The organism is Pseudomonas soli (assembly GCF_021283165.2).
GTDB classification, from domain to species: domain Bacteria; phylum Pseudomonadota; class Gammaproteobacteria; order Pseudomonadales; family Pseudomonadaceae; genus Aquipseudomonas; species Aquipseudomonas soli.
In genome coordinates this window covers 2,769,653-2,788,818 of the sequence record NZ_CP128543.1, presented here as the reverse complement: position 1 = coordinate 2,788,818, position 19,166 = coordinate 2,769,653, and the positions used below count along the sequence as shown (strand labels likewise).

Genomic DNA, 19,166 nt, shown 5'->3' with positions numbered 1-19,166 from the left:
CATTAGAACCCGACCGTCGCCGATACCAGCCAGGTGCGTGGCGTCGACAAGGTCAGGCCAGTGGCGGTGCCTTCCGGCACGTTCGCCGAAGCCCAGTACGCCTTGTCGAGCACATTTTCCACGCTGGCGCGCAAGGTGATCGCCTTGCCGCCCAGTTTCAGCGCATAGCGCGCGCCCAGGTCATAGCGCTGCCAGGCATCGATCTTCTGCTGGTTGGCCGCATCCAGGTATTGGTTGCCGGTGTGGATCACCCGGGCGCCGAGCGTCAACCCGGCCACCGCCGGCAGGTCCCACTCCACGCCCAGGTTGGCGTTGACGATCGGCGCGCCGATGGCCCGGTTGCCATCGTTGCGCCCGTCGGCGGTGCGGGTCTGTTCGGCGTCCAGCAGCATCGCCCCGCCGAGCAGGCGCACGCCGGCCAGGGGTTCGCCGAACAAGTTCAGTTCCAGCCCTTGGTTGCGTTGCTCGCCATCGGCCCGCAGGTTGTTCTGCGCATCGGTGTAGTAGGCCGGCTTGTCGATACGGAACAGGCTCAGGGTGGTGCTGAAGCTGCCGGCGTCGTACTTGGCGCCCACCTCCACCTGCTTGCTGCGATAGGGCGCGAACACCTTGCCGGCGTTGTTCGCCGTCTCCGGCGCCACCTGGCCCTGGGTCAGCCCCTCCATGTAGTTCAGATACAGCGACAACCGCTCGCTGCTGCGCCACACCAGCCCCAGGGCCGGCGAGGTGGCATGTTCGTCGTAACGCTGGTCGGGCTCGCCAGGCTCGGAACTGTCGACCTCGACCCGCTGCAGCCGGGCGCCGAGGGTGAGCAGCACGCGGTCTTCGGCCAGGCTCAGGGTGTCGGCCAGAGCCAGGCTGGAGAGCAGCGTCTTGGTGTGGGTCGGGTTGTCCAGCGCCGTCGTAGTGCCGGGCGCAGCCAGGGCCACCGGGTCGAACAGATTGCTCACACCTGCGGCATAGCGCGCGCCGCTATTGTCGAAGGTCATGTCGAAGCGATTGAGGCTGATGTTCAGGGTATGGCCGACCGCGCCGGTATCGAACCAGCCCCGCACCCCGACAGTACCGGTGATCACTTTTTCCTCGCGCTGGAATGCCCGAGGGCTGACGCTGAAGCGCCCGGCATCATTGGTGACCTGCACCGCGTGGCGCAGGAAGTCGTAGTCACCTTTGCGCGCCCCCAGCGCGCCATGGACCATCCAGTTATCGCTGACATCGTATTCGCCGCGCACCGCGCCGAAAGTGTCCTCGGCCCGCGAGTAGCTCCAAGGTTGGGCGAAGTTGTGGTGGATGGCCTTGGCGTGCGGCACATTGACCCCAGGATTCAGGCCAACCCGCTCCATAGGCGCGTCGACATCGCGCTGCTGATGCCCGACATCCAGCGACAGGCGCAGGCGCTCGCCGCGCACATCGAAGCCCAGCACCGAGGCCTCGCGCTCCAGGCGCTGGTGCTCCCATTCTGTATCGCCGGCCTGACGCACCGCATTCAGACGCAGGCCGAAACGCTGCCCTTCGCCGAAACGCCGGCCGATGTCCACATGCCCTCCCCCCTGACCGGCCGAGGCATACAGCGCGGTGAACTCGGTCAGCGGCGTCTCGCCCGCGCGCTTGGGTTCTATGTTGACTCCTCCGCCAACGCTGCCATTGGGTGCCAGCCCGCCCAGCAAGGCACCGGGCCCTTTGAGGATATCGACGCGGTCGACCATTTCCATGTCGATGGAGTAGGTGGGCAGCACCCCATACAGGCCACCGTAGGCGACATCACTGTTGTACAGGCTGAAGCCGCGCACCGAGAACTGCTCGAAGCGCCCGGCGGACGGGTTGGTGGTGCGTACGGACGGGTCGTTGGCCACCGCGTCGGCCAGGGTCCGCGCCTGCTGGTTCTGCAACAGCTCGCTGGTGTAGGAGGTGATGTTGAAAGGCGTGTCCATGTAGTCTCGCTCGCCCAGCAGGCCCTGGCTGCCGCGCCGCGACACCTGGCCGCCCGCGTAGGAATCACTGGCCGAGCCGATGCCCTGGCCATTGATAGTGGTACTGGGCAGCTCATGGGCGCCGTCACCCGGCGCTATCTGGCGCATCAGGGTGTAGCCGCCCTGCCCGGCGGGCACCAAGTGCAGGCCCGAGCCCCGCAGCAATGCCGTGAAGCCCTCTTCGACAGCGTACTCGCCGGCAAGCCCATTGCTGCCGTGCCCGGCCACCAGCGCCGGGTCTACCGAGAGGTTGACCCCGGCCTGGCCGGCAAAGCGAGTCAGCGCAGCGGCCAGGCTGCCTGCCGGGATCTGGTAGCTGCGCCGTGGCGCGTCATCGGCCCAGGACATCCCCGGCAAACCCAGGGCAAGCAACAGCACAGGCGTGGACAAGGGGCGAATCAGAGGGTTCAGGGACATCCGCAATGCTCTTGTTGGAGGGTGATGCCCTGAATGACCGGTGAGCAGGAAAAAAGGGACAGCCGTCAGGCAGTATTTTCGCGCGGTGTCAGCGACACCCAGTAACGAGTGCGGTAATGCACCACCAACGGCAGGCTCGCGGCCAGCAATGCAAGGATGCGGTCGGTGTCGTCCAACTGGAAGGTGCCGGTCACCGCAAGGCGCTCCAACGCCGGGTCCCAACGCAGCAAACCAGGGCGATAGCGGCGAAGCTCACGCAACAACTCGCCCAGCCGCTGGTTGTTGGCCAGCAGCAATCCCTGCTGCCAGCCTGGCAACTGCGCATCGAATGGCTGTAAGGCACCGATGCCGCTGGCCCCGAGCAGCGCACGCTGTCCGGCATCCACCCGCGCGCCTGGGCCGGACAACGGTTGCAGATCGACCTGGCCACGGCTGACCGAAACGGCGCAACCCCGCCCGCCCAGGCGCACGCAGAAGCTCGCCCCCCCTGCGCGCAACAAGCCCTGCCGGGTCTGTACCTGCAGCGAGCCGGCGCTGTCCACGGCGATCTCGCCGGCGACCAGTTGCACCTGCTGCCGACCGAGGCTGAAATCGAGGTTCACCGCGCTGGCCGTATTCAACTGCAAGCGGCTGCCATCAGGCAACGTCAGGCCGCGACGCTCGCCGGTGGCGGTGCGCAGGTCGGCACGCCAGCTATCGACCGGCAATTGCCGATAACCCAACCACCCCAGTGGCACCAGGGTGCCCACGGCAAGGGCCTGCCCCAACAAGCGACGGCGGTCTGGATCGGGGCGGTCCAGGCAGGTCGCCGCCAACGGTGCCGGCACCTGGCTGAAGCGCTCGCGCAGCGCCTCGGCCTTCTGCCACAGCGCCTCATGGGCAGCACTGCGCTCACGCCAGCGACTCAGGCTGTCGCGCTGCTCGGCACTCAAGCCACCGGCATCCTGCAAGGCCAGCCATTGCGCCGCCTCGCGAGCCAGGCGCCGCGCCGCGTCATCGGTGCGCGCGTTCACAGCGCCACCAGCAAGCAATGCTCGTAGGCCCTGACCATGTAGCGCTTGACCGTGCGCTCACTGACCCGCAGGCGGGTGGCGATACTGGCGTAGTCCAGGCCCTCCAGCTGTGACCAGATAAACGCCTGGCGCACCGGGCGGGGCAAGCCATCCAGCAGTTCATCAAGGGCCTGCAGGGTCTCTAAGAGCACCCAGCGCTGCTCAGGTGATGGCGCCAGCGCCTCGGGCAACTGGCGCAGCGCCTCGAGATAGGCATGCTCAAGCGAACGTCGTCGAAAGTGGTTGACCAATAGCCGACGGCCTACGGTGAGCAGATACGCCCTGGGCTCGCGCAGGCTGGCCAGGGTCTGGGACTGCTGAGCGGCCAGCACGCGCAGGAAGGTGTCCTGGGTCAGGTCGGCAGCCGTCCAGGTGTCGCCCAGGCGTCGCAGGAGCCAGCCGTGCAGCCAACCGCGATGTGCCCGATAAAGAGCGCTTAGCGTGGGTTCAGGGGCCGCGGTGGACTCAGTCATCAATGGCACGCTGCTGCAGGTGTAAATGATATTTATTCTAATTGACCTCAATGCATTGGCCAATAGCATCGCGCTGGCCGGGCATAGGGCTGGATTCACCGCAGGTCGGGTATTTCACAAGGCGGTCCGCGCCACGCTTTATCAATCGAATTCAGCAGGCGGCTGGCAGTCGCCGGTAGAAGTGCGGGCGGTCCTGCCCGGGCATGCGCTTGATCCCATGTCACCAATAAACGGGGCGTCAACCGGCAGGCTTTTTGCCGCCATGCTGCTTTGGATGAGCGCTGGGGTGCCCTTTGGAGAGCCCGCCGGTTGGCTGCCATAAGCCATCTGGGTCAAGCTTGCGGCTGCCAGCGACGCGACCAGTACGATCTTTTTCATACAGTGTCCTTTCAGTGATTTCCCGGTTTGATTTGCACAGGCGAAGCGCTCCTCCTGCAGCCCGGTTGACTCTATCTTCTGTTCCTGCCAGGCAGCGTTAGGAAGAAGTCACTTCGCCACGTGAAAGCGCTTCATTAACTCGTAGGAAATCGTCCTTGAGGACGTACTGGCACCCAGGTGAAGCGCCGCAACCGTTAACGCAGCGCGGTGTGGGCTGCGCTCGGTCTCATGGCTAGCGCGCAACCCCCAGCATCCCGCGCTCGACAATGAAATCGATCACTGCCTGCAGCCCCTCGCCTTTCTTCAGGTTGCTGAACGTCCACGGCCGCTCCGGGCGCATGCGCCGGGTGTCACGTTCCATCACCTCCAGCGACGCCCCCACATAGGGCGCGAGGTCGGTCTTGTTGATCACCAGGAAGTCCGACTTGGTGATGCCCGGTCCGCCCTTGCGCGGGATCTTCTCGCCCTCGGCGACATCGATCACATAGATGGTCAGGTCGGCCAGCTCCGGGCTGAAGGTGGCGCTCAGATTGTCACCGCCACTCTCGACGAAGATCACCTCGAGGTTGCCAAACTGGCGCGCCAACGCCTCGACGGCCGCCAGGTTCATCGAGGCGTCCTCGCGGATCGCCGTGTGCGGGCAACCGCCGGTCTCGACGCCGACGATGCGCTCAGGCTCCAGGGCCCCGGCTTCGGTAAGGATGCGCTGGTCTTCCTTGGTGTAGATGTCATTGGTCACCACGGCGATCTGGTAGTGATCCCGCATGGCCTTGCACAGGGCTTCAAGCAGCGCGGTCTTGCCGGAACCGACCGGGCCGCCGACGCCGACACGCAGGGGTTGCTGATAGTTTTGCATCGTGGCTGTCCTCAGGAACGGAACAAACGGGTGTATTGGGTTTCATGGCGCGATGAAGCGATGGCCAGCAGCGGCAGGCCGCCGCCGAGCTGGTCGTCGTCAAGGCCCAGAGCATGATCAAGCACGGCAGGCAGTTCCTCGCCCAAGTCGCGTAGCAGGGTTTGCGCGGCCTGCTGGCCGAAGGGCACCAGCTTCACCCCCGCCATCACCGCACCCTCGAGCCAGGCGAAGCCATGGCCCAGGGCGAGCTGACGCAACGGGATCGACCAGTGCGCCCCGAGCCAGGCCATGCCGCCCAGCTGGCTGAGCTCGAGGCTGGCGCGCCAGGCTGGCTCCTGCCCCAATTGCCAGCCATCGAGCAGACGCGCCAGGGCGCTGCCGCGCTGCCGTTCTTCCAGGCGCAGTTCGGCGGTCTCGCGGTTGGCCAAAAGAAACTGGCTCCAGTGCGCGAAGGCGTCGGCATCTTCGGCCTGGCAGGCCTTGTACAGGCGCGCCAGCAATGGCCAGTCGAGGTGGCCGAGGGTGTCGTGCAACTGCTCGCGCTGCCAGGCGGCGAAGCCTTTGGCATCCTTCACCCAACCGGCTTCCACGGCCCACTCCAGGCCTTGCGAGTAGGTGAAGCCGCCCACCGGCAAACCCGGGCTGGCCAACTGCAGCAAGCGCAGCAGCGCCAGATCAGTGTGCATCAGCCGGCCAGCACCAGCGCGGCGCCCGCCAGCAGGCCGCCGCCGAAAGCCTTCTGCAGGGCGGCATGGCGCCGCAGCAGGCAGCCTACGCCAAAGCCCGCCGCCAGTAGCAGGCCGCTGACCGTTACAAAACCGGCACTGAATTGCCAGAACGCGCTAGGGGTGGCTTCCACGCCATGGGCCCAACCGTGGAACAGGGCGAACACCGGCATGATCAGCGACAGCAGCAACTGACGACTCGGCACCAACATGGCCGCGGCCGCCACCAGCAGCGAGCCGAGGATCATCTGCTCCATGCCGACCACATCGCCGAACAGATGGCCGCAGACCGCGCCGCCGAACATCGCCGCCAGGGTCGCCAATGGCAAGGTCAGGCTGCGCCCCGTCAGGGCGGCCAGCACACCCGTGCCGAGCAGCATCAGCAAGTGATCGAGGCCGGTCAGCGGGTGCAGCAGGCCATCCTGCAACGGATTGCTGTCGTGGCCAGGATGGGCGAAGGCCGGCAAGGCCACCATCAGCAAAACCAGGGCGAAAGTCTTTTTCATTGTGGGCTCCGGGATGAAGTCAGGAATGGGCAGGAAGACGCACGAACGGGTGATCGTGGCCATGGGAATGGCTGTGGGGGGCGCTCTGGTAGGCACCGGCCTCGGGCTCGAATGGCGCCTGTTCGGCGATCACTTCCAGCCCCAGGCCACGCAGCATGTCGTCGAGCACATGGTCGTGCTGGAAGCGCAACAGACCCGGCTCGATCTGCAACGGCACATGGCGATTGCCCAGGTGATAGGCGGCGCGGGCCAGCAGGTGAGGATCGGCGCAGCGCACAGTCGAGACCGCCTCGGGGGCGGCAAGCACGCGAATGACCTGTTGGCCATCGGCATCGGCCAGCAATTCGCCGCCGCGCAGCAGGTGGCCGCGTTCGAGCATCAGCCCGGCCTCGCGGCCGTCGTCGAGGGTGACGCGCAGGCGGCTCTTGATGCGGCTGTCGACATTCAGGGTGACGCTGCCGGTGATGGCTTGGGCTGCAGTGATCCGGCGTGTGAGGACAATCATGTTCGCTCCTTCAGAACAGGAAATAACGCTGTGCCAGCGGCAACTCGTACGCCGGCTCGCACACCAACAGCTCGCCGTCGGCACGCACCTGGTAGGTCTGGGCGTCGACCTCGATCAGCGGTTGCAGGGTGTTGTGGACCATGTCGGCCTTGCGCACCTGCCGGCAACCGTGGGCCAGGCCGATCAGGCTCTGCAGTTTCAGCTCTGCGGGCAGGCCTCGGTCCAGGGCGGCCTGGGGCAGGAAGGTCATGCGCGTGGCATGCCGCGCCGCCCCCAGGGCGCCGAACATCGGCCGGTAATGCACCGGCTGCGGGGTTGGAATGGAGCCATTGATATCTCCCATCGGCGCCGTGGCGATCATGCCGCCCTTTACCACCAGCGCCGGCTTGACCGCGAAGAACGCCGGTGCCCACAGCACCAGGTCGGCCAGTTTACCCACCTCCACCGAGCCGACCTCGTGGGCGATGCCGTGGGTCAGCGCCGGGTTGATCGTGTACTTGGCGATGTAGCGCTTGACCCGAAAGTTGTCGCTGTAGGCGCTGTCCGGGGCCAGCGGGCCGCGGCGCAGCTTCATCTGGTGCGCAACCTGCCAGGTGCGCAGCACCACCTCGCCGACCCGGCCCATGGCCTGGGAGTCGGACGAGGTCATGGCGAAGGCGCCCATGTCGTGGAGGATGTCCTCGGCGGCGATGGTCTCGCGACGGATGCGCGACTCGGCGAAGGCGACGTCCTCGGCGATGCTCGGGTCCAGGTGGTGGCAGACCATGAGCATGTCGAGGTGCTCGTCTACCGTATTCACGGTGTAGGGCAGCGTCGGGTTGGTCGAGGATGGCAGCACATTGGCCTGGCCGGCCGCGCGGATGATGTCCGGCGCATGGCCACCGCCCGCCCCTTCGGTGTGGAAGGTATGGATGGTGCGCTCGCCGATGGCCGCCAGGGTGTCCTCGATGCAGCCCGACTCGTTGAGGGTATCGGTGTGGATCGCCACCTGGATGTCCATGTCCTCGGCCACCCCCAGGCAACAGTCGATGGCCGCTGGTGTCGAGCCCCAGTCCTCGTGCAACTTGAGGCCCACGGCGCCGGCGGCAATCTGCTCGCGCAGGGCTTCGGGCCGCGAGGCATTGCCCTTGCCCAGCAGGCCGATGTTGATCGGCAGGCAGTCGGCGGCCTGGAGCATGCGCGCCAGGTACCAGGGCCCTGGGGTGCAGGTGGTGGCGTTGGTGCCGGTGGCCGGGCCGGTGCCGCCGCCGATGAAAGTGGTTACCCCGCTGGTCAGCGCCTCCTCCACCTGCTGCGGGCAGATGAAGTGGATATGCGAGTCGATGCCGCCAGCGGTGACGATCTTGCCTTCGGCGGCGATGACCTCGGTGCCCGGCCCCACCGGTACCGTGACGCCGGGCTGCACATCAGGATTGCCGGCCTTGCCGATGGCGGCGATACGGCCATGCTTGACACCGATATCGGCCTTGACGATGCCCCAGTGATCGATGATCAGCGCGTTGGTCAGCACCAGATCCATGGCCTCGGCGGCGAGCATCTGGCCTTGGCCCATGCCGTCGCGGATCACTTTACCGCCGCCGAACTTGACCTCCTCGCCATAGATCGTGAAGTCCTTCTCGACCTCCACCCACAGCGCGGTATCGGCCAGGCGCACGCGGTCACCAACGGTAGGCCCGAACATATCAGCGTAGGCCTGGCGGGAAATGCGGCTCATGCCCTTTCCTCCAGCACGCCCATCACCTTGCCCTGAAAGCCGTGCACCTCGCGCTTGCCGGCATAAGCCACCAACTGCACGGTGCGTGATTGCCCGGGCTCGAAGCGCACCGCGGTGCCGGCCGGGATGTCCAGGCGAAAGCCTCGGGTCGGCCCGCGCTCGAACACCAGGGCATCGTTGACTTCGTAGAAGTGGTAGTGCGAGCCCACCTGTACCGGGCGATCGCCATGGTTGGCCACGCTGACGCTGACGCTCAGGCGACCGACATTGAGCTCGATGTCGCCTGCGGCGACCTGGACTTCTCCGGGAATCATGCCGGCCTCCTCAAACGATGGGTTCATGCACGGTCACCAGCTTGGTGCCGTCGGGGAAGGTCGCCTCGACCTGAACGTCGTGCAGCATTTCCGGCACGCCGGCCATCACCTGCTCGCGCACCAGCACCTCGCGACCCAGGCTCATCAGCTCGGCCACCGTGCGGCCATCGCGGGCGCCTTCGAGCACTGCGGCGCTGATCAGCGCCACCGCCTCCGGGTAGTTCAGTTTCAGGCCACGGGCCAGTCGTCGCTCGGCCAGCAAGGCGGCGGTGAACAGCAGCAATTTGTCTTTCTCTCGCGGGGTCAGCTCCATGGCGGCTCTCTCAGGTGGCCCAAATGCGCGGCGGGCACGGTGCCAGGCCGAGCACGGCCGGGCGCAGCAAGTGCCAGAGGCGCTGCAGGTTGCGTTGCAGGTGTTGGTTGTCGTGGTCGAGCAGGCGGATCACCAGCAGCGGGCCGAGCAGCGTCGCGCCGGCTGGGGTTTCGAGTTCGTCGAGGATCTGCCGCGCCCGCTCCAGCACCGTCTGGTCGGCGGGTACTGCGCAGAAGGTGGCGAGCAACGGATGCCCGGCGACCTTGTCCAGCAGCCCACCCTCGATGCGCAGGCGCTCGTGCAGGCCCGGCTCGCCGGGCAGTTCGATGCGCAGGCGGCTGTCCAGCGCGCCCTCCTCGAAGCGCTCGTTCATCACCGGACGGCCCAGGCACAGCGTCTCCCAGGCCAGCAGGCGCGCGCCGGGTTCAAGGCTGAAACGGCTGTCGAGGCCAGCGCGGGCGCCGTTGAAAAAGATACTGTCCTGCGGCAGCCATTCCAGGGTGCTGCCGGCGGCGAGGTGAAAGCGCTGGCCCAGCCGCGCTGTTGGGCCGATGCTGCGGTAGAACTTGCTTGCGCCGGGCATGGTGAGCAAGGCATGGCTGCCGGGCTCAAGGTGGACGTCAAGCTCGAGACGGTCGCCGGCGACGATGCCCCCTGGAGGGTGCAGCACATAGACATGGCATGGTGCTCCCTCCGGATAGAAAGGCCGCTGCACCAAAAGAGGTCCGACATGATGGCGCGCACCAAGCCGGGTCACGCCGTCACGCTGGACGAAGCGCAACCGCAGGTGGGCGCGCCAGCCTGGCTCTGCCTGTAGCGGGTCGATCTGTTGCGCCGACGACATCCTCAAACCCCTGAAATCCATGGCCTGACGGCCGGATGAGGGCCCTGCGCGGGGCGCTTGCAGGCGCGCCGGGCTGACCACTCGATCAATATTCGCTGGAGGGATATAGCAGGGAGCGGGCCAACTACGCAGATGAACGATGATGAAACTTTCGGACCGTCAGTCATGCCGCAAGGCTGCGGGCCAGAGCGGCTACGCCCGGACGCGCGATTCAAGTGCCTGCCGGCGTGGCGAAGTAGGCTAAAGTGACCACCCTGCCCCTTTTCGAGCCAAGGACGCCCCCATGCAATTCGCCCCCGCCATTCCGATCCTGCGGATCTTCTCGGTCGACAAGGCCCGGGAGTTCTACCTCGATTTCCTGGGCTTCCAGCTCGACTGGGAACACCGCTTCGCCCCGGACCTGCCGCTGTACATGCAGATCCACCGCGACGGCTTGATCCTGCACCTGTCCGAACACCACGGCGACGCCACGCCGGGCTCGGCGGTGTTTGCCCGGGTCGAGGACCTCAAGGCGCTGGAGCGCGAACTGCTGGCCAAGCGCTACGGCTACGCCCGCCCGCAGGCCGAGGCGGTCGACTGGGGCCTGGAAATGCAGGTGGCCGACCCGTTCGGCAACCGCCTGCGCTTCTGCCAGCAGATCGACAACGTCTGATGGCCAGCGGCAAGCGCGCCCTGGCGCGCCTGGAGCGGGAGATGGTCGCCTGCCTGACCGAAGCCTGCGCCACTGCCCAGGGCGAGATCGTCGGTTTCGCCTGGCTCACCCACCAGGTGGACCTCGACGACTTCCCCGCCAGCCTGCGCATCATCTGGGTGTTCACCGATGACACCGACAAGGCCCGCGCGCTGGCCGGCGCGGACAAGGCGCGGATGATCGCGCTGACGGCCCAGGCGCTGCGTGACGCAGGCATCGAACTGGACCATGTCGCCTGGCATGTGCGCTTCGACAGCGAGGAGGCATGTTGGCGCGATCATGGCGGGGACTGGAACCGGCGCTTGCGTTGAACCATGTGCCCCGCTCCTACAGATCTCCTACAGTTCCCGATCCGCGCCGGATGTATTAAGGTGGCGGGGTGCGCATATAAAAGCAGCCCGCCGTGTTCGGGCAAGAGCAATGAGGGTGTCATGAGTAACGAAAGCATTAACTGGGACAAGCTGGGTTTCGACTACATCAAGACCGACAAACGTTACCTGTCCGTATGGCGTAACGGCGAGTGGGACAAGGGCACCCTGACCGAAGACAATGTGCTGCACATCAGTGAAGGCTCCACCGCCCTGCACTATGGCCAGCAGTGCTTCGAAGGCCTGAAGGCCTACCGCTGCAAGGATGGCTCGATCAACCTGTTCCGCCCGGACCAGAACGCCGCGCGCATGCAGCGCAGCTGCGACCGCCTGCTGATGCCACGGGTATCGACCGAACAGTTCATCGAAGCCTGCAAACAGGTGGTCAAGGCCAACGAGAAGTTTGTCCCACCGCACGGCAAAGGCGCCCTGTACCTGCGCCCATTCGTGATCGGCACCGGCGACAACATCGGCGTGCGCACCGCCCCTGAATTCATCTTCTCGGTCTTCGCCATCCCGGTCGGCTCGTACTTCAAGGGCGGCATGACCCCGCACAAATTCCTCATCTCCGACTTCGACCGTGCCGCCCCGCAGGGCACCGGCGCGGCCAAGGTCGGCGGCAACTACGCGGCCAGCCTGCAGCCGGGCTATGAAGCCAAGAAAGCCGGCTTCGCCGATTGCATCTACCTTGACCCGCTGACCCACAAGAAAATCGAGGAAGTCGGTTCGGCCAACTTCTTCGGCATCACCGCCAACAACGAATTCGTCACGCCGAAGTCGGTCTCGGTGCTGCCGGGCATCACCCGCTTGTCGCTGATGGAACTGGCCGAATCGCGCCTGGGCCTGAAGGTCATCGAAGGCGACGTGGAAATCGACAAGCTCGACCGTTTCGTCGAAGCCGGTGCCTGCGGTACCGCTGCGGTGATCACGCCAATCGGCGGCATCCAGTACAACGGCAAGCTGCACGTATTCCACAGCGAAACCGAAGTCGGCCCCGTGACGCAGAAGCTGTATGCCGAGCTGACCGGCATCCAGAGCGGTGATGTCGAGGCGCCAGCGGGCTGGATCGTCAAGGTCGTTTAAGCCCGTGCCGTCATGAGAAGGGGCGTGCCAGCAATGGCACGCCCCTTTCTTTTTACTGCTGCGCCATCTGAGCGTCAGCCGCGGCAGTATTGCCTAGATGAATTTTTCTTAAATCGCCGGTTGTCTATTCTTTGGCACAATCAGGTCTCCACTCGCCGCCCAGGAACCAGCATGCCTCGCGTACTGACTATCGAAGACGACGCTGTCACCGCCCAGGAAATCGTCGCCGAACTGTCCAGCCACGGTCTGGAAGTCGACTGGGCAGACAATGGCCGTGAAGGCCTGGCCAAGGCCATCGCCGGCGGCTACGACCTGATCACCCTGGACCGCATGCTGCCCGAGGTCGACGGCCTGACCATCGTCACCACCCTGCGCAACCTGAAGATCGCCACGCCGATCCTGATGATCAGCGCGCTGTCGGACGTCGACGAGCGCGTGCGCGGCCTGCGCGCCGGCGGTGACGACTACCTGACCAAACCGTTCGCCTCCGACGAAATGGCCGCCCGGGTCGAGGTGCTGCTGCGCCGCAACAGCGTGCCGATGACCCAGACCCGCCTGCAGGTCGCCGACCTCGAGCTTGACCTGATCAGCCACGAAGCCCGCCGCGGCGAACAGGCGCTGAACCTGCTGCCCACCGAATACAAGCTGCTCGAGTACCTGATGCGCCACTCCGGCCAGGTGATCACCCGGATGATGATCTTCGAGGAGGTGTGGGGCTACCACTTCGACCCCGGCACCAACCTGATCGACGTGCACATCGGCCGCCTGCGCAAGAAGATCGACTCGCCCGGCCAGAACCCGCTGATTCGCACCGTGCGGGGCTCCGGCTATGCCATTGCCGAACCCGTCTAAGGGCTGGAGCTCCTCCACCAGCCGTCTGCTGGCGCTATACAGTTTCCTGTTCGTGGCCTGGAGCAGCATCCTCATGGGGGTGCTGTACTTCGAGGTCACCAGCTACCTGAACAAGCTCACCCGCCACTCGATGCTGCAACGCCAGCACCTGTTCGCCCACATGAGCGGCAAGCAGCTGGACGACGCGTTGGTCGCCAGCCAGGCCTTCGAGGAGCGCAGCTTCGACGCCTACGGCCTGTTCGATACCCAGCTCAACCCGATCGGCGGGCGCATCCGTGCAATTCCCTCGGAGCTGGGCCTGGACGGCAAGGTCCATGAGCTCAAGCGTTGCCTGGACGCCGACGATCCCCATCTGCCCCGCGACAGCTGCGATGCCGTGGCGATCAAGGTGCAGGACGGTCGCTGGCTGGTGCTGGTGCGCGACAACGGCTCGCTGTTCGTGGTGACGAGGATCATCCTCGACGCTCTGCTCTGGGGTATCTCGCTGACCTTGATCCCGGGCTTCGCCGGCTGGTACCTGCTACGGCGCAGGCCGCTCAAGCGCATCCGCGCGATCCAGGCCCAAGCCGAGCTGATCGTCGCCGGCGACCTCACCCACCGCCTGCCCCTGTCGGCCCGGCGCGATGAACTGGACATGCTCGCCGCCATCGTCAACGCCATGCTTGACCGCATCGAGCGGCTGATGCACGAGGTCAAGGGCGTCTGTGACAATATCGCCCACGACCTGCGCACCCCGCTGACGCGCCTGCGTGCCCAGCTCTACCGCATCCGCCAGCAAAGCGGCAGCGACTCCGCCGAAGGCGCGGCGCTGGACCAGGCGATCGGCGAGACCGACACGCTGATGGCCCGCTTTCGCGGGCTGCTACGCATCAGCGAACTGGAAGACCGCCAGCGCCGCGCCGGATTCGTCCGGCTCGACCCGCAAGGGTTGCTGGCGGAGCTTCATGACTTCTACCTGCCGCTGGCCGAGGATGGCGGCATCCGTCTGCACCTGGAGCAGCCTGCGCAGCTGGCGGCGCTACATGGCGACCGGGAACTGCTCTTCGAAGCACTGGCCAACCTGGTGGGCAACGCGATCAAGTTCACCCCCGAGGGCGGACAGGTGCGTATCGTCGCCAGCGAGGACGAGGCCGGCGTGCATATTGCTGTCGAGGACAGTGGGCCGGGGATTCCGGCGGATGAGCGCGAGGCCGTGTTGAAGCGCTTCTACCGCAGTGAGGAAGGCCATCGCCACGCAGGGTTCGGGCTGGGGCTGTCGATCGTCGCGGCGATCGTCGACCTGCACGGCTTCGGGCTGGAGGTGGCCAGCAGTGCGCTGGGTGGGGCAAGGCTGGTGCTGCATTGCCCGCTGGCGGGGCCGGTAAAGTAGCAGCCTGAAAAGCATCGCGGGGCAAGCCCGCTCCCACGTTGGCACCCGATTGCAGATGCGTCGACGTGGGAGCGGGCTTGCCCCGCGATTGGGCCGCACAACGGCCCCGGTTGCAGTATCAGTCAGCCAGGCGCCAGGTAGTGGTGCCCTTGCTGTCTTCCAGCACCACGCCCATGGCGGCCAGCTGGTCGCGGATGCGGTCGGATTCAGCCCAGTTCTTGTCGCTGCGCGCCTGCAGACGCGCCTGGATCAGCGCCTCCACTTCAGCGGCATCGACCTTGCCCTCGGCGCCGGCGCGCAGGAAGTCATCGGCTTCCAGCTGCAGCACACCCAACACATCCCCCAACTCGCGCAGACGACCTGCCAGGCCGGCGGCGGCCTCGGGGTCGCTGTCACGCAGGCGGTTGATCTCGCGCACCAGGTCGAACAGCACGGCGCAGGCTTCAGGTGTACCGAAGTCGTCGTTCATCGCCACGGTGAAACGCTCGACGAACGCCTCGCCACCCTGGGCAGCCACGCGCGGCAGGCCACGCAGCGCATGGTAAAAGCGCTCAAGCGCGCCCTTGGCGTCGCGCAGGCTGTCCTCGGAGTAGTTGATCGCGCTGCGGTAGTGGCTGGCCACCAGCAGGTAACGCACCACTTCCGGGTGATACTTATCGAGCACATCGCGGATGGTGAAGAAGTTGTTCAATGACTTGGACATCTTCTCGCCGTTGATACGGATCATGCCGCAATGCATCCAGGCGTTGGCGTACTGCTTGCCGGTGGCCGCCTCGCTCTGGGCGATCTCGTTCTCGTGGTGCGGGAACTCCAGGTCGCTGCCGCCACCGTGGATATCGAAGCTCTCGCCCAGGCAGCAGGTGGACATTACCGAGCACTCGATGTGCCAGCCCGGACGGCCAGGGCCCCACGGCGAATCCCAGTAGGGCTCGCCGGGCTTGACGCCCTTCCACAGCACGAAGTCGAGCGGGTCCTGCTTGGCTTCGTCGACTTCGATGCGCGCGCCGATGCGCAGGTCTTCGATCTTCTTGCGCGACAGCTTGCCGTAGCCGACGAACTTGCCGACCCGGTAGTACACGTCGCCATTGCCCGGCGCGTAGGCGTAGCCCTTGTCGATCAGGGTCTGGATCATCGCGTGCATGCCGGGGATATGGTCGGTGGCACGCGGCTCCAGGTCCGGCTTGAGGATGCTCAGGCGGCGCTCGTCCTCGTGCATCGCGTCGATCATGCGGGCGGTCAGCGCGTCGAACGACTCGCCGTTCTCGTTGGCCCGGTTGATGATCTTGTCGTCGATGTCGGTGATGTTGCGCACATAGGTCAGCTCATAGCCGCTCTTGCGCAGCCAGCGGGTGACCAGGTCGAAGGCCACCATGCTGCGACCGTGGCCCAGGTGGCAGTAGTCGTACACGGTCATGCCGCACACGTACATGCGCACCTTGTTGCCGTCCAGCGGCTTGAAAACTTCCTTGGTCTTGCTCAGCGTGTTGTAGATGGTAAGCACGAAGGTTCCTCAGCTGCCCCACGAATCGCGCAGGGTCACGGTGCGGTTGAACACCGGGCGACCCGGCTGGGAGTCTTTCAGGTCGGCGCAGAAGTAACCTTCGCGCTCGAACTGGAAGCGGTCTTCCGGTTGGGCCTGGCCCAGGGAAGGTTCCGCGCGACAACCACTGAGCACCTGCAGCGAATCGGGATTGATGTTGTCGAGGAACGTGCCGCCGTCTTCGGTCTTCTCCGGGTTGGCCGAGCGGAACAGGCGGTCGTACAGGCGCACTTCGCACTCGATGCTGCCCTCGGCCGGCACCCAGTGGATCACGCCCTTGACCTTGCGGCCCTCGGGGTTCTTGCCCAGGGTGTCCGGGTCGTACGAGCAGCGCAGCTCGACGATGTTGCCGTCTGCGTCCTTGATCGCCTCGTCGGCACGGATCACGTAGCTGCCGCGCAGGCGCACTTCACCGGCCGGCTCCAGGCGCTTGTAGCCCTTGGGCGGCTCTTCCATGAAGTCGTCGCGGTCGATGTACAGCTCGCGGGCGAACGGCAGCACGCGCACGCCCATGTCTTCCTTCGGATGGCGCGGCAGTTCGAGCTGCTCGACCTGACCCTCGGGATAGTTGGTGATGACCACCTTGAGCGGGCGCAGCACGCACATGGCGCGTGGCGCGGTGCGGTCCAGGTCGTCACGGATGCTGAACTCGAGCATCGCCATGTCGACCACGCCGTCGGAACGGTTGGTGCCGATCATCTCGCAGAAGTTGCGGATCGAGGCCGGGGTGTAGCCGCGGCGGCGGTAGCCCGACAGGGTCGACATGCGCGGATCGTCCCAGGCCTCGACGTGGCCTTCGTCCACCAACTGCTTGAGCTTGCGCTTGGAGGTGATGGTGTAGTTCAGGTTCAGGCGGCTGAACTCGTACTGGCGCGGGTGCGCCGGCACCGGCAGCTTGTCGAGGAACCAGTCGTACAGCGGGCGGTGGCTCTCGAACTCCAGGGTGCAGATCGAGTGGGTGATGCCTTCGATGGCGTCCGACTGACCGTGGGTGAAGTCATAGTTGGGGTAGATGCACCACTTGTCACCGGTCTGATGGTGATGGGCATGGCGGATGCGGTACAGGATCGGGTCGCGCAGGTTCATGTTCGGCGAGGCCATGTCGATCTTGGCGCGCAGCACGCGCTCGCCGTCCTTGAATTCGCCGGCCTTCATGCGGGCGAACAGGTCCAGGTTGTCCTCGACGCTGCGCTCGCGGAACGGGCTGTTCTTGCCTGGCTCGGTCAGGCTGCCGCGGTATTCCTTGGCCTGCTCGGGGGTCAGGTCGCAGACGTAGGCGTTGCCCGACTTGATCAGCTCCACGGCCCAGGCGTGCAACTGGTCGAAGTAGTCCGAGGCGTAGCGCACCGGGCCTGCCCATTCGAAGCCCAGCCACTTGACGTCACGCTGGATGGAGTCGATGTACTCCTGGTCTTCCTTGGCCGGGTTGGTGTCGTCGAAACGCAGGTGGCAGACGCCGCCGAATTCCTTGGCCAGGCCGAAGTTGACGCAGATCGACTTGGCGTGGCCGATGTGCAGATAGCCGTTGGGCTCCGGCGGGAAACGGGTGACGATGCTCTGGTGCTTGCCCGCGTCCAGGTCGGCCTGGACGATCGGCCGCAGGAAGTTCACAGGGACGGCGGGGGCGCCTTTGGCAGCGGCGTTTGGCGCGTTGTCGGCAGTGGGCTTGCTCATAGTGTCCTTGAATGCAGGTAGCCGGCCGGGTAGGCCGATTGAATCAAAGGGCCTATCATAGCCGAAGCAGTCAAGCTGCTGACAGCCGGAGCACCGACAAAGTGGCGCGTTTTGTCGCCGCAGCGGTCTACAATCCGGCACAATGACGCCCCAGTGGCCTGTGCCGCGGCTGCCTGATCCTGCGTCAGGTTGTCCGAGCGCAGCGCGCACCCTATTTCCCGAATGCCTTGAAAGAGCGAATTTCAGCATGTCCAAAGTCAAACTGAGCACCAACCACGGCGATATCGTCCTGCAACTGAACGCCGAGAAAGCCCCGCTGACCACCGAGAACTTCGTTCAGTACGTCAAGGAAGGCCACTACGACGGCACCGTGTTCCACCGCGTGATCAAGGGCTTCATGATCCAGGGTGGTGGTTTCGAGGCTGGCATGAGCCAGAAGAAAACCCGCGCCAGCATCCAGAACGAAGCCGACAACGGCCTGAAGAACACCAAGTACAGCATCGCCATGGCCCGTACCATGGAGCCGCACTCGGCCTCCGCGCAGTTCTTCATCAACGCCTCCGACAACGACTTCCTCAACCACAGCGGCAAGAACGTCCAGGGCTGGGGCTACGCGGTGTTCGGTGAAGTGATCGAAGGCCAGGAAATCGTCGACGCCATCGAAAAAGTCGCCACCGGCTCCAAAGCCGGCCACCAGGACGTGCCGAAAGACGACGTGATCATCGAGAAAGCCGAGATCATTGAGTGATACTGCTGATCTCCGATCTGCACCTGCAAGAAGAACGCCCGGACATTACCCGGGCGTTTCTTGATCTGCTCGACGGCCGCGCCCGCCACGCCAAGGCGCTGTACATCCTCGGCGATTTCTTCGAGGCCTGGATCGGCGACGATGCCATGACGCCCTTCCAGCAGTCGATCTGCCAGGCTCTGCGCCGGTTGAGCGACAGCGGCACGGCCGTGTACCTGATGCACGGCAACCGTGACTTTCTCATTGGCCAGGCGTTCTGCGACGCCGCCGGCTGCACCCTGCTGGCCGACCCCAGCGTGGTCGAGCTCGGTGGCGAGGCGGTGCTGCTGATGCATGGCGACACCCTGTGTACCCGTGACGTGGCCTACATGAAGCTGCGCCGCTACCTGCGCAACCCGCTTAGCCTGTGGATCCTGCGGCACCTGCCGCTGGGCACGCGGCACAAGCTGGCACGCAAGCTGCGTAGCGAAAGCCGCTCGCAGACACGCATGAAGAGCACCGAAATCGTCGATGTCACCCCCGAGGAAGTGCCCAAGGTGATGGCCGCCCACGGCGTACGTACCCTGGTCCACGGCCACACCCATCGACCGGCGCTGCACAAGCTGGTGGTCGACGGCCAGCCGGCACGGCGCATCGTGCTGGGCGACTGGGATCGGCGTGGCTGGGCCTTGCAGGTGGATGAACAGGGTTTCCAACTGGCCCCGTTCGACTTCTCCTGAAACTGCGCGGGGCAAGCCCGCTCCCACGATTCACGTAGGAGCGGGCTTGCCCCGC

At 65.5% G+C, this 19,166-nt stretch carries 21 protein-coding genes; 7 read left to right on the top strand and 14 right to left on the bottom strand.

Features of this window, described 5'->3' with window-relative positions; all coding sequences use genetic code 11:
* Nucleotides 1–2: 2 nt before the first annotated feature.
* From LU688_RS13020 to LU688_RS12965, 12 genes are all read right to left on the bottom strand, one after another.
* Nucleotides 3–2,387, bottom strand: a complete 2,385-nt coding sequence (locus tag LU688_RS13020; protein WP_160291181.1) for a TonB-dependent receptor — start codon at nucleotides 2,385–2,387, stop codon at nucleotides 3–5.
* A 65-nt stretch (nucleotides 2,388–2,452) separates the two neighbouring features.
* Entirely contained in the window at nucleotides 2,453–3,400 is a 948-nt protein-coding gene (locus LU688_RS13015; protein WP_038706010.1) for a FecR domain-containing protein, read from the bottom strand.
* Nucleotides 3,397–3,912, bottom strand: a complete 516-nt coding sequence (locus tag LU688_RS13010) for a sigma-70 family RNA polymerase sigma factor (protein ID WP_094011210.1) — start codon at nucleotides 3,910–3,912, stop codon at nucleotides 3,397–3,399. Before LU688_RS13010 ends, LU688_RS13015 begins: the two co-directional genes overlap by 4 nt.
* Nucleotides 3,913–4,053: 141 nt before the next feature.
* Nucleotides 4,054–4,290 (bottom strand): hypothetical protein, encoded by a 237-nt coding sequence (locus LU688_RS13005; protein ID WP_023632539.1) that lies wholly within the window; start codon nucleotides 4,288–4,290, stop codon nucleotides 4,054–4,056.
* A 232-nt stretch (nucleotides 4,291–4,522) separates the two neighbouring features.
* A complete protein-coding gene (gene ureG / locus LU688_RS13000) occupies nucleotides 4,523–5,146 on the bottom strand; it encodes an urease accessory protein UreG (protein ID WP_023632538.1) in 624 nt (207 codons plus the stop codon).
* 11 nt (nucleotides 5,147–5,157) lie between these two features.
* Nucleotides 5,158–5,832 (bottom strand): urease accessory protein UreF, encoded by a 675-nt coding sequence (locus LU688_RS12995; RefSeq protein WP_094011209.1) that lies wholly within the window; start codon nucleotides 5,830–5,832, stop codon nucleotides 5,158–5,160.
* Nucleotides 5,832–6,377, bottom strand: coding sequence for a HupE/UreJ family protein (locus LU688_RS12990; protein WP_038706008.1), 546 nt, complete (start codon nucleotides 6,375–6,377; stop codon nucleotides 5,832–5,834). Before LU688_RS12990 ends, LU688_RS12995 begins: the two co-directional genes overlap by 1 nt.
* 19 nt (nucleotides 6,378–6,396) lie before the next feature.
* On the bottom strand, nucleotides 6,397–6,882 hold the full coding sequence (ureE, locus tag LU688_RS12985; RefSeq protein WP_038706007.1) for an urease accessory protein UreE: 486 nt from the start codon (nucleotides 6,880–6,882) through the stop codon (nucleotides 6,397–6,399).
* 10 nt (nucleotides 6,883–6,892) lie between these two features.
* Nucleotides 6,893–8,596, bottom strand: coding sequence for an urease subunit alpha (gene ureC / locus LU688_RS12980; RefSeq protein WP_160291180.1), 1,704 nt, complete (start codon nucleotides 8,594–8,596; stop codon nucleotides 6,893–6,895).
* Nucleotides 8,593–8,910 (bottom strand): urease subunit beta, encoded by a 318-nt coding sequence (locus LU688_RS12975; protein ID WP_023632872.1) that lies wholly within the window; start codon nucleotides 8,908–8,910, stop codon nucleotides 8,593–8,595. Before LU688_RS12975 ends, ureC begins: the two co-directional genes overlap by 4 nt.
* Before the next feature lie 10 nt (nucleotides 8,911–8,920).
* Nucleotides 8,921–9,223, bottom strand: a complete 303-nt coding sequence (locus tag LU688_RS12970) for an urease subunit gamma (protein ID WP_038706005.1) — start codon at nucleotides 9,221–9,223, stop codon at nucleotides 8,921–8,923.
* 10 nt (nucleotides 9,224–9,233) lie between these two features.
* Nucleotides 9,234–10,067, bottom strand: coding sequence for an urease accessory protein UreD (locus LU688_RS12965; protein ID WP_160291179.1), 834 nt, complete (start codon nucleotides 10,065–10,067; stop codon nucleotides 9,234–9,236).
* A 283-nt stretch (nucleotides 10,068–10,350) separates the two neighbouring features.
* Here LU688_RS12965 and LU688_RS12960 point away from each other — a divergent pair, with 283 nt between their 5' ends.
* The 5 genes from LU688_RS12960 (at nucleotide 10,351) to LU688_RS12940 (ending at nucleotide 14,430) form a co-directional block, all read left to right on the top strand.
* Nucleotides 10,351–10,719 carry a glyoxalase superfamily protein gene (locus LU688_RS12960; protein WP_046855821.1) on the top strand — a complete coding sequence of 123 codons (369 nt, stop codon included), beginning with the start codon at nucleotides 10,351–10,353 and terminating at the stop codon, nucleotides 10,717–10,719.
* Complete coding sequence (locus tag LU688_RS12955; RefSeq protein ID WP_160291194.1) at nucleotides 10,716–11,069, top strand: hypothetical protein; 354 nt, start codon at nucleotides 10,716–10,718, stop codon at nucleotides 11,067–11,069. The genes LU688_RS12960 and LU688_RS12955 overlap by 4 nt, the downstream gene beginning before the upstream one ends.
* A 120-nt stretch (nucleotides 11,070–11,189) precedes the next feature.
* Entirely contained in the window at nucleotides 11,190–12,209 is a 1,020-nt protein-coding gene (locus LU688_RS12950) for a branched-chain amino acid aminotransferase (RefSeq protein ID WP_038706002.1), read from the top strand.
* A gap of 171 nt (nucleotides 12,210–12,380) precedes the next feature.
* The gene (locus LU688_RS12945; RefSeq protein ID WP_038706001.1) at nucleotides 12,381–13,061 is read left to right on the top strand and encodes a response regulator transcription factor; all 681 of its coding nucleotides are present in this window, start codon (nucleotides 12,381–12,383) and stop codon (nucleotides 13,059–13,061) included.
* Nucleotides 13,039–14,430 carry a sensor histidine kinase gene (locus LU688_RS12940; RefSeq protein ID WP_038706000.1) on the top strand — a complete coding sequence of 464 codons (1,392 nt, stop codon included), beginning with the start codon at nucleotides 13,039–13,041 and terminating at the stop codon, nucleotides 14,428–14,430. Before LU688_RS12945 ends, LU688_RS12940 begins: the two co-directional genes overlap by 23 nt.
* 118 nt (nucleotides 14,431–14,548) lie before the next feature.
* Here LU688_RS12940 and cysS read toward each other — a convergent pair whose 3' ends face one another.
* Complete coding sequence (cysS, locus tag LU688_RS12935; protein ID WP_038705999.1) at nucleotides 14,549–15,931, bottom strand: cysteine--tRNA ligase; 1,383 nt, start codon at nucleotides 15,929–15,931, stop codon at nucleotides 14,549–14,551.
* A gap of 9 nt (nucleotides 15,932–15,940) precedes the next feature.
* A complete protein-coding gene (locus LU688_RS12930) occupies nucleotides 15,941–17,644 on the bottom strand; it encodes a glutamine--tRNA ligase/YqeY domain fusion protein (protein ID WP_104443965.1) in 1,704 nt (567 codons plus the stop codon).
* A 247-nt stretch (nucleotides 17,645–17,891) separates the two neighbouring features.
* Here LU688_RS12930 and LU688_RS12925 point away from each other — a divergent pair, with 247 nt between their 5' ends.
* Both LU688_RS12925 and LU688_RS12920 read left to right on the top strand, forming a co-directional pair.
* A complete protein-coding gene (locus tag LU688_RS12925; protein ID WP_023630093.1) occupies nucleotides 17,892–18,392 on the top strand; it encodes a peptidylprolyl isomerase in 501 nt (166 codons plus the stop codon).
* Nucleotides 18,389–19,111 carry a UDP-2,3-diacylglucosamine diphosphatase gene (locus LU688_RS12920; protein ID WP_094011206.1) on the top strand — a complete coding sequence of 241 codons (723 nt, stop codon included), beginning with the start codon at nucleotides 18,389–18,391 and terminating at the stop codon, nucleotides 19,109–19,111. Before LU688_RS12925 ends, LU688_RS12920 begins: the two co-directional genes overlap by 4 nt.
* The last annotated feature ends 55 nt before the right edge of the window (nucleotides 19,112–19,166 follow it).

What these genes read in the sequence shown, in the direction of transcription:
- ureE (WP_038706007.1), bottom strand. Translation starts at nt 6,882, where the DNA reads ATGATTGTCCTCACACGCCGGATCACTGCAGCCCAAGCCATCACCGGC.
- LU688_RS12965 (WP_160291179.1), bottom strand. Translation starts at nt 10,067, where the DNA reads ATGTCGTCGGCGCAACAGATCGACCCGCTACAGGCAGAGCCAGGCTGG.
- LU688_RS12990 (WP_038706008.1), bottom strand. Translation starts at nt 6,377, where the DNA reads ATGAAAAAGACTTTCGCCCTGGTTTTGCTGATGGTGGCCTTGCCGGCC.
- LU688_RS12940 (WP_038706000.1), top strand. Translation starts at nt 13,039, where the DNA reads ATGCCATTGCCGAACCCGTCTAAGGGCTGGAGCTCCTCCACCAGCCGT.
- LU688_RS13005 (WP_023632539.1), bottom strand. Translation starts at nt 4,290, where the DNA reads ATGAAAAAGATCGTACTGGTCGCGTCGCTGGCAGCCGCAAGCTTGACC.
- LU688_RS13020 (WP_160291181.1), bottom strand. Translation starts at nt 2,387, where the DNA reads ATGTCCCTGAACCCTCTGATTCGCCCCTTGTCCACGCCTGTGCTGTTG.
- LU688_RS12950 (WP_038706002.1), top strand. Translation starts at nt 11,190, where the DNA reads ATGAGTAACGAAAGCATTAACTGGGACAAGCTGGGTTTCGACTACATC.
- LU688_RS13010 (WP_094011210.1), bottom strand. Translation starts at nt 3,912, where the DNA reads ATGACTGAGTCCACCGCGGCCCCTGAACCCACGCTAAGCGCTCTTTAT.
- LU688_RS12945 (WP_038706001.1), top strand. Translation starts at nt 12,381, where the DNA reads ATGCCTCGCGTACTGACTATCGAAGACGACGCTGTCACCGCCCAGGAA.
- LU688_RS12975 (WP_023632872.1), bottom strand. Translation starts at nt 8,910, where the DNA reads ATGATTCCCGGAGAAGTCCAGGTCGCCGCAGGCGACATCGAGCTCAAT.
- ureG (WP_023632538.1), bottom strand. Translation starts at nt 5,146, where the DNA reads ATGCAAAACTATCAGCAACCCCTGCGTGTCGGCGTCGGCGGCCCGGTC.
- ureC (WP_160291180.1), bottom strand. Translation starts at nt 8,596, where the DNA reads ATGAGCCGCATTTCCCGCCAGGCCTACGCTGATATGTTCGGGCCTACC.
- LU688_RS12995 (WP_094011209.1), bottom strand. Translation starts at nt 5,832, where the DNA reads ATGCACACTGATCTGGCGCTGCTGCGCTTGCTGCAGTTGGCCAGCCCG.
- LU688_RS12970 (WP_038706005.1), bottom strand. Translation starts at nt 9,223, where the DNA reads ATGGAGCTGACCCCGCGAGAGAAAGACAAATTGCTGCTGTTCACCGCC.
- LU688_RS12930 (WP_104443965.1), bottom strand. Translation starts at nt 17,644, where the DNA reads ATGAGCAAGCCCACTGCCGACAACGCGCCAAACGCCGCTGCCAAAGGC.
- LU688_RS12925 (WP_023630093.1), top strand. Translation starts at nt 17,892, where the DNA reads ATGTCCAAAGTCAAACTGAGCACCAACCACGGCGATATCGTCCTGCAA.
- LU688_RS12960 (WP_046855821.1), top strand. Translation starts at nt 10,351, where the DNA reads ATGCAATTCGCCCCCGCCATTCCGATCCTGCGGATCTTCTCGGTCGAC.